Below are 10,486 nucleotides of genomic sequence, written 5' to 3' on the forward strand. Positions count from 1 at the left end.
TTCAATTGAAATCACAGTGTTGTTATAAACGGGTCGGAGCAATTGCTTCGGCCCGTTTCATGTTGACATAAAGTTATTAAATTCCTCTGAAACGTTTGCGCGGACTTGGATTAAGGGTATCAATAATTTCATCCATGACAACTTTCACATTGCGTCCCGCAAAGATTTTCTTGAGGTCAATTCGGATTGCGTCCTCCGGGACACGTCCTGCCGCAACTTCATGAAGCTCCGTCAGCATAGCGTGATATGGTTTTTTGTCGATCAGCGTGATCTCGACATCTTCACTTTTTTTGAACTTCCTGGCGAGTTTTTTGGCCGTTAGTATGCCGCCATAGCCGCCGCCCAGGACAATAATACGTTTCTTGTCGCTCATGGTATTCCTCCCAGATCTTATTGGTTAAACCTATTATGATAAATAATTGCTAAACAACCATTTGATAAAACATTATCATACCTGTAGAAAAAATCTATAGTTTTGCCGCTTTTGTTCATTAAAATGGTTTTTGTCCATAATGTTTTTGAGTAATGATGAAACTGGGTGTCTGACACCGGGTTTCCAAAAAAAAAGTTTGGCCGATGGTCACCATCGGCCACCGCTTTGTTATTCAACGATGTGGAAATTCTTATCCGTCAGCTCAAAGAACGCCTTCGCGCCTTCCGTCATAGTGATGGACTTGTCCTCCATGACGAAGATGGCATCGATGCCATCAATGGATTCCACCAGGGCTTTGCCCTTTTCAGGCCCCAGGGAAAAGACCGCTGTGGAGAGGGCATCCGCGTCCATGGAGATATCAGCAATGATGGAGACGCCCACCAGGCCATTTTCGACCGGATAGCCATTCGTGGTGTCGAGGATGTGGTGATAGCGTTTTCCGCCCTCCTCAAAGTAGCGCTCATAGACGCCCGAGGTCACAATGGTCTTGTCAGTGATGGTGGCAATGCCCAGGTATTCTCCGCGCTCGGAGTAAGGATTTTGGACGCCTATGCGCCACGGCGAGCCATCCGGCTTTTCGCCCATGACCAGGACATTGCCGCCCAGATTTACAATGGCGCTGCGTACGCCATGGTCATACAGGATCCCGGAGACCACGTCCGCACCAAAGCCCTTGGCTATGCCACCCAGATCTATCAGCATGCCTTTTTCTTTGAGGAGAACTGTCTTCTCTGCTTCGTTCAGCTCGATTTTTGTATAGTCCACAAGGGGCAGCCGCGCGCTGATCTCCTCTTGAGCCGGGATCGCGGCATAGTCTGTGCCTATGTTCCAGAGCTTGACCAGGACACCGACGCTGGGGTCGAAGCGGCCATCTGAGAGTTCGCTGTAACGGACGGCGTTTTTGATGACCTCAAAAGTGTCATCAGAGACCTTGACCGGTGCGATGCCCGCATTTTCATTGATCTGCATGACTTCGCTCTCCGCGGGATTCGCGTCGTTGATGGTCATGCGCCGTTCGATGTCGCGCAGGGCATTAAAGCTGTCCAGGAAATAGGCTTCCTCCGCATAGTCGAAAAGCTTGAGAGAAATTATGGTGCCGAGGATGAAGTCGTTTTGCTCCACAGGCTCGGCAAGTGGGGTTGGAAGGTCTGTACCCGGCTGTTCCGTCGTTGGCTGTTCCGGAGCGGGGGCTGGTTCTGAATTCTGGCAGCCGGTTAAAGCCAGCAGTGTCATAGTAAGAACCACTATAAGAAATAAGGCCTGATGTGCTTTGTAACTTTTTTTCATATTTGGATGCCTCCGTCAATTGCGGCGTAAACGTAAAACAAGACTCAAGGTGCGTCCCTTGAGTCTTGTTCGGTTAACGTGTTTGGGGTGAACTATTACTTCGCAGTTGCGAGCGCTTCAGCAGCGAGTGTGAAGAAGTCGCCTACAGAAATGGAGACGCCAGCAATAGCATCAGTTTTGCCTTCAGCGTTGAGCGTAACTGAAGCAGGATCCTGGGATTCGAGAAGGACTGCTTCAGTAGCAGCAGCTTGCTCGTGCCAAGGTGCTTTCGCGCCTGCAACTGTCATGTCGTAACGACCGTCAGCTGATTGAACTTTCTTGGTGTCGCCGCCGTCTTTGCTGACGCCGTCCCAGTTAGCTGCAACGATGTAGCCGTTGATGACAGTAAGGTCTACAGTTGATTTCCAGCCGCTGTTAGCGTCGAACTCAGCGCCTTCAGCACGGTAAGCGCCGTCTTTGTATTGGCCTGCGCCAACCGGACCAGCAGCGAGTGCTTTTTCAACAAGTGTGAAGTACTCGATGACGTGGATGGAAACGCCAGCGATTGCATCCGTATGGCCTTCAGCGTCCTTGTACTCGATCATAGTTGGATCTTGTTTCTCGAGGAGGTAAGCTTCAGTAGCAGCAGCTTGCTCATGCCATTCAGCTTGAGCGCCGCCCTTAGCGACCATACCGTAAGTGCCGTCAGTGGAGAGTGTGATCTTGTCTGGGCCAGCGTTTTTGTTAGCGCCGTTCCAAACTGCAGATGCAATTTTACCGTCTTTAACTTCAACAGTGACCATGTACTTCCAGCCGTTTTCTGCGAAGCCGTCTTCTTGAGCGAAGTAGATGCCGTCAGCGTATTTAGCTTCTGCCGGAGTTTCAGCTGGTGTTTCAGCAGGCGCTGGAGCTTCAGCCGGCTTGGAGCAGCCTGCAAAAAGGCTGATTGCGAGCACGGACACGAGGCCGAGCGCTAAAAGTTTTTTCTTCATTTTGGTAATCCCCCTTGATTTTAGTTTCATCCTGAGTATAAATTCCTGATAAAATAATGTCAATCATTAGGGACAATTTGTTCATTTAGGTCACAAAAGTGACAAATCGTTTTTTATTTATTTTTTGCGCAGCCCTTGTATTTCAATTGTTACGGGTATTGTTTGAATTTTCTAAAATCTAAATTGTAATCATTTCAAATATCATTTCGCCCGCACCCACGCCAAATCCTCGTCCACAAAACGGTGCTTTTGGCCTTTGACGTCGAATTTCACCAGCTTGAAGACGTGTTGAACGGCAATCCCAATGCCGAGTGCCGTCAGCACGGTTCCAATGCCAATGGATCCACCCAGGAAGTAGCCCACGACCAGCACGCAGAGCTCAATGCCGCTGCGAATCAACCCAACCGGCTTGCCGGTCTTTTTCGTCAGTGCCACCATCAGCCCGTCCCGGGGACCCGAGCCCATGCCGCAGCCCAGGTAGACGTAGGACGCGAGGCCTATGATGTACATCCCCGCGAAGAGCTGAATCACCCTAAAGGGAACGGATTCAAGCGACGGCAGCAACCCGCTGCCGAAGAGCAGGTCCAGGAACACTCCAATAAAAATCATGTTGCCAATGGTCCCCCAGCCAACCCGTTCTCCCAGCTTGACGTTGAGGGCGACAATGATGATCCCCACACCAATGCTGGCCGTGCCAAACGTAATCCCAAGCGTTTGGGACAGCCCTTGATGCAGCACGTCCCAGGGCGCCAGCCCGAGATTTGCGTCCACCGTCAGGGCTATGCCCAGGGCGTAAAGAAAATAGCCAAACATCAGCCTGGGCAGCCGCTTTATATAGGTTGTTACCGGATTTGAGATCTGTTCCAAAGAGATGACTTCCTTTCATTCGTGAGGTTGGGAAAATAGGCCACCGGCCTCGCGGACGGTTTTCAGATTAGTGACGCGGACAGCTTTCAACTTGGGGGCAATAGGCTTCAGGCCGCGCGGACAACTTTTGATTCGGTGCCAGAGCATGCGATAACGTTTCTCAATTGACTACAAAACCGTCTCCCCATTTAACAGCACCTTCTCCACCGACGCGGAGCCCGTCGAATACAGCATCGCCGGGTAGTATAGGTCAAATTCCAAAACATCCCCCACCATCGGCCGCGCCTCGGGAGGCAGATCTGTCACATCCAAAATCAAATGGTCGCTGCTGCTGCCAATGAGCCGCAGCCCCTCATTCCTGACCAGCAGCTTCTCGTGGGACCCAATGTCCTGTTTCCCCACAGCGGCAATCGCCCGAATCCGCAGCCCCTCGTCATGGTACACCGGCACCTCGCCAAAAGCGTCCACAAAAATCTCCCCAATGGGATAACTCGGCTTCTCCTTGACCTCCACGACCTGCGCCTTCAGCGTAAACGCGTCCGCCACCACGCCCGGAAACGGTGTATTCCAGAACACCATCAGATCCCGGCCGTTCAAAATGCCCTCTCCAACCCGCAGATGGTTGATCCCCTCCGGCACGCCGCCCTTCAGCAGCAGCGGCAGCGTTGTGGTCGCGCCCCCGGACACATACCGGAGCTTCCGCCCCAGCCGCGCCTCAATGGCTCGCGCCAGCTCCATCAGCTCCGTCAAATTCTCCGTGGTCGGACTGATCGACCCGTAACACCCGAGATTCGTTCCAATGCCCTCCAGCGTCACGTGGGGCATCCTGAACTCAATCTCCTCCGCCAGCGCCATCATGGCCTCAAAATCCCGAAAGCCCTCGCGAAGATCCCCCAGGTCCGCCATCAGGATCACGCCGTGCTGTTTCCCCAGCCGTCCACAAGCCTCTTCTATTTTGCCGATGGTCACGTCCTCCGAATTCAGACTGATATCCGACAACAGGACCACGTCCTCAATCTCAGACAGCATCGGGAGCCTAAGGAGCCACGTCTGAGCACCCGGCACCGCCTCACGGATCCGTCTCATCTGATCCATCCGAGACGTCGCAAGACCGGTACAACCGCCCTTCAGCATGGCCTTTCCCGCCTCAACTATAGAATTGCAGCCCTTGATCACACCCGTGATCTCAATCCCGCGCTCGGCAGCATAAGCCGTGACGCAGGCCGCATTGCTGATCAGTTTCTGAAGATCTATTTCCAATTTCGGATAATGATTTGGTGTAGTCATAAAGATCCCTCCAACTTCACAGGCTTTCCGGCAGAAAGCCAACTCATTTTTTCCATTTTACATTATTTAAAAGCCTCGGGCAAAAAATTCGAAATATTTCTGCAAAACGCGTCTTAAAAGGTCGTAATTCAGCGAAAAAAGGTGAAAGCCGCCCAATTTCAAGCTATAATCAGAATAGTCCACTCACTTTGTAATCCCGCCACAATTTCTTGTTACCTGACACGCCAAAAGGGGGATACATAAGACAACAAAATTTTCGCAACAACCCCTGAGGAGGTGGCGTCGTGCACTGGCAGTTCAAGCGTATATTGATTCTGGTGTCCTCCCTGGTGCTATTGCTGCTTACCGGGACCATCGGCTACATGCTCCTGGAAGGCATTCCAGTCTTAGACGCCTTCTACATGACCGTCATCACGCTGTCCACCGTTGGCTACAAGGAAGTCGTGGAGCTATCCAACGCCAGCAAGCTTTTCACGATCCTGATGATCTTTGGCGGCATCAGCTTCGTGGCTTACACCCTGACCTACGTCGCCGCATTCGTCTTTGGCGGCGAATTCACCGAGATCATGAGGAGGCGCTCCATGGAACATGACATCGACAACCTGAGGGACCACTACATCCTCTGCGGCGCCGGCTACACGGGGATGAGCGTCATCAAGCGTTTCCAGAAAAGCAAAGTCAGTTACATAGCTATAGAAAAAAGCGAGGAGCGGGTCAACGCCCTGCTGGAGGAAGGCATCATGGCCCTCCACGGCGACGCCACCCAGGAAGAAGTGCTGGAAAAGGCCGGCATTCACCACTCCAAAGGCCTGGTCAGCTGCCTCTCCACGGACGCGGACAACGTCTTCACAGTGCTGACCGCCAGGGGCATGAAACCGGACCTGCACATTGTGTCCCGCGCCATCAACCCCAACGCCCATAAAAAGCTGTTCCACGCCGGCGCCAACAACACCCTGTCACCCAACGAACTGGGCGGCGACCGCATGGCGACCATGCTGCTCAGACCCGCCGTCATGTCCTTCCTGGAAATCACCACCCACATGGGGGACATCATTTTTGACATAGAAGAAGTCGAAATCCCCGACGGCTGCATGTTCGCGTGGCAGACCCTGAGAGAGTCCGGCTTCAGAAGAAAAACCGGGCTCAATGTCCTGGCCACCAAAAAGCACACCGAGGATTTTGTCCGCCCAAATCCCGACCCGAGCTTCCTGGTCGAGCCCGGCGACAAGCTGCTGGTCCTTGGGCAGTTAGAGCAGATCGACAACATTAAAAAACTGATCAAACAGCCGCGTTCCTATTAGTCGTGCAAGTCTCAACCAATGATACTAAGCTCCGCTAGCAAAATGAATCCCCACAACAGGTCTAACAATTCGCCATCCAAGGAGTGTCGATGCTTCAATGACAAAGCCTAACCCGACCGAACAGACCGAGACAGCTTTCAGATCGAAAAACGACCCAAGTTCAGACAACCCTCGTGACGCCGCCATTGCCGGCAATGGCCTGAAGTACGAAAAAATTTATCAGAACATTGCCGACGCCGTCTTCATCATCAAAGTCGATGAAGGCCCCACTTTCCGTTACATAGACAGCAACCTCTACCACGAGCAGCTGACCGGTCTTGCCCGCGACCGCCTCAAAGGGAAGACGCCTCACGAGCTGCTCCCGGCGCCGCTGGCCATCACTGTGGAAAAAAACTACAGGCGCTGCTGGGACCTGAAAAGCACCATTGTCTACGAAGAGACCCTAAACCTCCCAAAAGACACCCGCACCTGGCAGACCACGCTGACACCTCTGCTGGAAGCCGGTGTGGTCCGCTACATCATAGGCTCCGCCATGGATATCTCCGGACAGAAGTCCGTGGAGCTCGCCTTCCAGGAGACCCACGAGCAGTTTGAGAGCTTCTTCAGCCTGTCCCCGGACCTGCTCTGCATTGCCAACAGCCACGGCCGGATCATGAAGGCCAACAAAGCATGGAAAATTCTGATGGGCTATGAGCCCGCCGACCTTCAGGACGCCATTTTCTTTGAGTTCGTCCACTCAGAGGACGTCGAGAAATCCATCAACGCCCTCAACGCCCTCAACCGCGGCGAATCTCTCATGGGCTTCGTCATCCGCATGAAAACCAGCTCCGGCGAGTTCCGCTACATCGAGTGGAACGCCGAGCCTTCCGGTTCCCACATCTTCGCGGCGGCCCGGGACATCACTGAGCGCAAGGAAACCGAGGACCGGCTCATGTACCTCAACTTCCACGACCCCCTCACCGGCCTCTACAACCGCGCCTATTTCGAGGACGCTCTGAAACGCATGGACGTTCCCCGCAACCTGCCCATCAGCGTCATCACCGCCGACCTGAATGGCCTCAAGCTCGTCAACGACACCTTTGGCCATGCGGAAGGCGACGAGCTCCTGCGTATGGCGGCCGAAGTCATGAAGGCCGCCTGCCGGGCGGATGATATCATCGCCAGAGTCGGCGGCGACGAATTCTCCCTGCTCCTCCCAAAAACCGACGCGGAAACCGCTGCCCACATCACTCAGCGCATCCAGTCCCTGGCCCAGGCCGCCAACACCGGCACCGTGATGCTGAGCCTCTCCATGGGCGAAGCCACCAAGTCCGCGGAGCATCAGATCATGAACCGCGTCCTCAAGGACAGCGAGTCCACCATGTACCACAACAAACTCCTCGAAAGCCGTTGGGCCAAAAACGCCCTCATAGAATCCATAGCCACCGTCATGGAAAGCCAGTCCGCCCGCACTATGGAGCACTGCCGCCGGGTCCAGAGACTCTGCGAAGCCTTTGGCACCCGCCTGGGCCTTACCCCGGAGCGGATTGAAGATCTCAGCCTCCTGGCCCTGATGCACGACATTGGCATCATGAGCGTGCCCCGGGAGATCGTCGAAAAGCGCGGCCAGCTGGACAGCACGGAGCGCGGCCAGGTCCAGAAGCACTCGGAAAGCGGCTACCGCATCGCCGTCTCAAGCCCGGACTTCACCCGCATTTCCGAGGATATCCTGAGCCACCACGAGCGCTGGGACGGCGAGGGCTACCCCCGCGGTCTCTCCCGCCGGGACATCCCCCTTCACGCCCGCATTGTCGCCCTGATCGAGGCCTATGACACCATGCGCCATGACCAGGTCTACCGCTCCCGCCTCTCCCCCGACCAAATCCAAAAAGAATTAGCCGATGGTGCCGGTACCCAATTCGACCCGCATCTGACACGGCTGTTTCTAAGTGAGTTTTTGGTGGAAGAGATGGGATAGAAACTCGGTGTCAGACACCCAGTTTCGAATCCCTAAGGGCGCCCATTTTCCCCACACAACACATCGACCCCCTTCGTTTTCAATTTCCACGAAAGGGGTCGATATTTTATTGGCATCCTTCTATACACTGACCACATTCAAATTGGATTTCTTTTCGATCTTCCGCCGATTCTTCTCCTCATACATCTTAAGGTCGATTTCCCTCAGCGCCTGCTCCACTTCCTCAGGGGTTTTGTACACAAAGGTGTCATAGCCCATGCTGACCTCCGACTTCCAAGGGTCGCCGGACGTCTCATTATACACCGCAAACGAACCCTGAATACGTTCCACCGCCTTTAGAAGTGCCATGCGGTCCTCGACCTCCATAACCACCAGAAACTCATCCCCCGCATAGCGCGCGACAAAATCCGTCTTGCGCAGGCTCCCCCGGAGGAGTTCCGCTGTGCGCTTGATGGCCAGGTCCCCAGCCGAGTGTCCATAAAGGTCATTGATCCCCTTGAGGTTGTCAATATCCAGCATCACGCCAGCGTAGATAACCTCGCGCCGGCATTCTCCCATGGCCTTCACCAGCAGGTCTATGCTGCGCCGGTTCTCCAGTCCCGTCAGCGGATCAATAAAAATCATGGCCCTTTGGACGTTGATATAGATCAGGAGAAGGGCGACAGTCTTAAAACTCAAAGTAGCCGTAGTGCCATAAAATAGAGTCTGAATCACCACACCTGCAACAGGCAGCAGCGGGAACAGCACCAGCGACCACAGCATCACCGGATTCAGACTTCGCCGTTTTAAGAGAATTGTCAAATAAGCCTGTCCTGCTATGAGGATATTGAGCATCACCTGGGTCACAAACCAAGGCCCGCGGACGTAAACATTGCCCTCCTCGATCTGAAACAAGATCCCGGTATAGAAGTTTGCCAGGACCATAAGCATTATGACAGCGACCAGCGCACCGCGGAGAGCCACCCTAAACCTGCAGACCTCAAGGTCTTTGACAAACAAATGCTCTATGTAATCCACCCAAAGGTATAGGGTCACCGGCGCCAACGCAAACAGCAGCGAATTGCTGATAAACCCGGCAGCATACATCCACGACCCCGGACGCCCGTCTATGGCAAAGGTCACAATTTCAACAAAAGTACTGATCAGCATTAAAAAGGTCAATCTGGAAAAAAGATCTGTTGATTTGTTTCTTATCCCCAAGCTCTTTCTCGTATTGATGAACATAGCCAGTAATATCACAAACGCCAGTAGATCAACATCAAGCTGAATAAACAGATCCATCCATAACCTCCAGGCTGCGCCTTTTTATGTTTGTCTAAAGTTATTATACAATTTTGTAAAGCTCAAGACCAGAATATTAAACCAAAAAAGGAAAATTTTTTACAAACAAAAAGATCCTGAGCTGTGGCACATCAAGCGGCACCTTGAGAGAAGCTGGCGGGGCCGCCTTCCCTTTAGCACTACTTTCGCGCTTGGCTCAGGATCCATGGACTTTTTATTAAAGCTGATCTTAGACCTCTTTTAGTTTCTCCTCAGCGGCCGCTTTGACGTCTGCGACTTTTTCCTCAGCAGCCTCTTTGACTTCTTCCGCTTTTTCCTCAGCCGCTTCTTTAGCCTCTTCCACTGCGGCCTGGGCGTCTTCCTTCACATCTTCGGCCTTCTCTTTAGCTTCTTCCGCTGCAGCCTCAACCTTTTCTTTGGCTTCTTCAGCTGCAGCTTCCGCTTGATCCTTAACTTCTTCGGCTTTATCTTCAGCTTGATCTTTCAGGCCTTCGACTTTTTCTTTCGCTTCTTCCAATTTATCCTCGGCCTTGTCCTTAAGGGCCTCCGCCTTGACCTTTGCATCCTCAAGGGCATCCTCAGCTTTGTCTTTCAGAACCTCTGCCTTTTCTTTCACGTCCCCGGCAAAATCTTCTGCTTTGTCCTTCAAAACTTCCGCTTTTTCCTTGACCTCGCCGGCCAAATCCTCAGCCTTGTCCTTGACCATTTCAGCAGCTTCTTTGGATTTGTGGAACAGTTTGTCTAGAAATCCCATGGTAATCCTCCTTTAAACTATTGGTTTCCGCGTGCCCTATGTGCAGCATGTGATGTCACGATCAAAATATTTAGTCCTTAGGTTTATACCCTTATTTCAGGAAGGGTTTCAATAATTTTGAGAAAGTTGTGGCGGGAGTCAGCGTACAGTCTTTCAAAGAGGGTTTTGCCGATGGTTCCCCTCCCCGTACCTATGATAAGTTTTTGTTAGAAAACCAGATGCCACGATAGAAATATAGTAGGAGGTGTCTGGCATGTTTGATAACAATGACATCAAAAAGCTACTTAAAACAGTGGGTCACGACAAAGTGTTGATCATTGGCATCGACGTTTCAAAGTACTTTCACGT

General features: G+C 52.7%; 9 protein-coding genes. 2 read left to right on the forward strand and 7 right to left on the reverse strand.

What is annotated here, in order from left to right:
* Window positions 1-76: 76 nt before the first annotated feature.
* The 5 genes from OEL90_RS14800 to OEL90_RS14820 all read right to left on the reverse strand — a co-directional run bounded on the left by OEL90_RS14800 (window position 77) and on the right by OEL90_RS14820 (window position 4,845).
* Window positions 77-373 carry a hypothetical protein gene (locus tag OEL90_RS14800; protein ID WP_307731050.1) on the reverse strand — a complete coding sequence of 99 codons (297 nt, stop codon included), beginning with the start codon at window positions 371-373 and terminating at the stop codon, window positions 77-79.
* 228 nt (window positions 374-601) lie between these two features.
* A complete protein-coding gene (locus OEL90_RS14805) occupies window positions 602-1,720 on the reverse strand; it encodes an FAD:protein FMN transferase (protein WP_291399576.1) in 1,119 nt (372 codons plus the stop codon).
* 95 nt (window positions 1,721-1,815) lie between these two features.
* Window positions 1,816-2,691 carry a hypothetical protein gene (locus OEL90_RS14810; RefSeq protein WP_300689837.1) on the reverse strand — a complete coding sequence of 292 codons (876 nt, stop codon included), beginning with the start codon at window positions 2,689-2,691 and terminating at the stop codon, window positions 1,816-1,818.
* A gap of 201 nt (window positions 2,692-2,892) precedes the next feature.
* The gene (locus tag OEL90_RS14815) at window positions 2,893-3,558 is read right to left on the reverse strand and encodes a YczE/YyaS/YitT family protein (protein ID WP_300689840.1); all 666 of its coding nucleotides are present in this window, start codon (window positions 3,556-3,558) and stop codon (window positions 2,893-2,895) included.
* 168 nt (window positions 3,559-3,726) lie between these two features.
* Window positions 3,727-4,845: an alanine racemase gene (locus OEL90_RS14820; protein ID WP_300689842.1), complete on the reverse strand. Its 1,119-nt coding sequence runs from the start codon at window positions 4,843-4,845 to the stop codon at window positions 3,727-3,729.
* A 284-nt stretch (window positions 4,846-5,129) separates the two neighbouring features.
* Here OEL90_RS14820 and OEL90_RS14825 point away from each other — a divergent pair, with 284 nt between their 5' ends.
* Together OEL90_RS14825 and OEL90_RS14830 are read left to right on the forward strand one after the other, a co-directional pair.
* The gene (locus OEL90_RS14825) at window positions 5,130-6,146 is read left to right on the forward strand and encodes a potassium channel family protein (protein ID WP_291399568.1); all 1,017 of its coding nucleotides are present in this window, start codon (window positions 5,130-5,132) and stop codon (window positions 6,144-6,146) included.
* Window positions 6,147-6,243: 97 nt separating this feature from the next.
* Entirely contained in the window at window positions 6,244-8,103 is a 1,860-nt protein-coding gene (locus OEL90_RS14830; protein ID WP_291399566.1) for an HD domain-containing phosphohydrolase, read from the forward strand.
* A 120-nt stretch (window positions 8,104-8,223) separates the two neighbouring features.
* Here OEL90_RS14830 and OEL90_RS14835 read toward each other — a convergent pair whose 3' ends face one another.
* The gene (locus OEL90_RS14835) at window positions 8,224-9,384 is read right to left on the reverse strand and encodes a GGDEF domain-containing protein (RefSeq protein ID WP_300689846.1); all 1,161 of its coding nucleotides are present in this window, start codon (window positions 9,382-9,384) and stop codon (window positions 8,224-8,226) included.
* 229 nt (window positions 9,385-9,613) lie between these two features.
* On the reverse strand, window positions 9,614-10,138 hold the full coding sequence (locus OEL90_RS14840; RefSeq protein ID WP_291399562.1) for a YtxH domain-containing protein: 525 nt from the start codon (window positions 10,136-10,138) through the stop codon (window positions 9,614-9,616).
* Window positions 10,139-10,486: the final 348 nt, after the last annotated feature.

The sequence above is a fragment of the Acidaminobacter sp. genome (assembly GCF_030247605.1).
Taxonomy (GTDB): Bacteria; Bacillota; Clostridia; order Peptostreptococcales; family Acidaminobacteraceae; genus Acidaminobacter.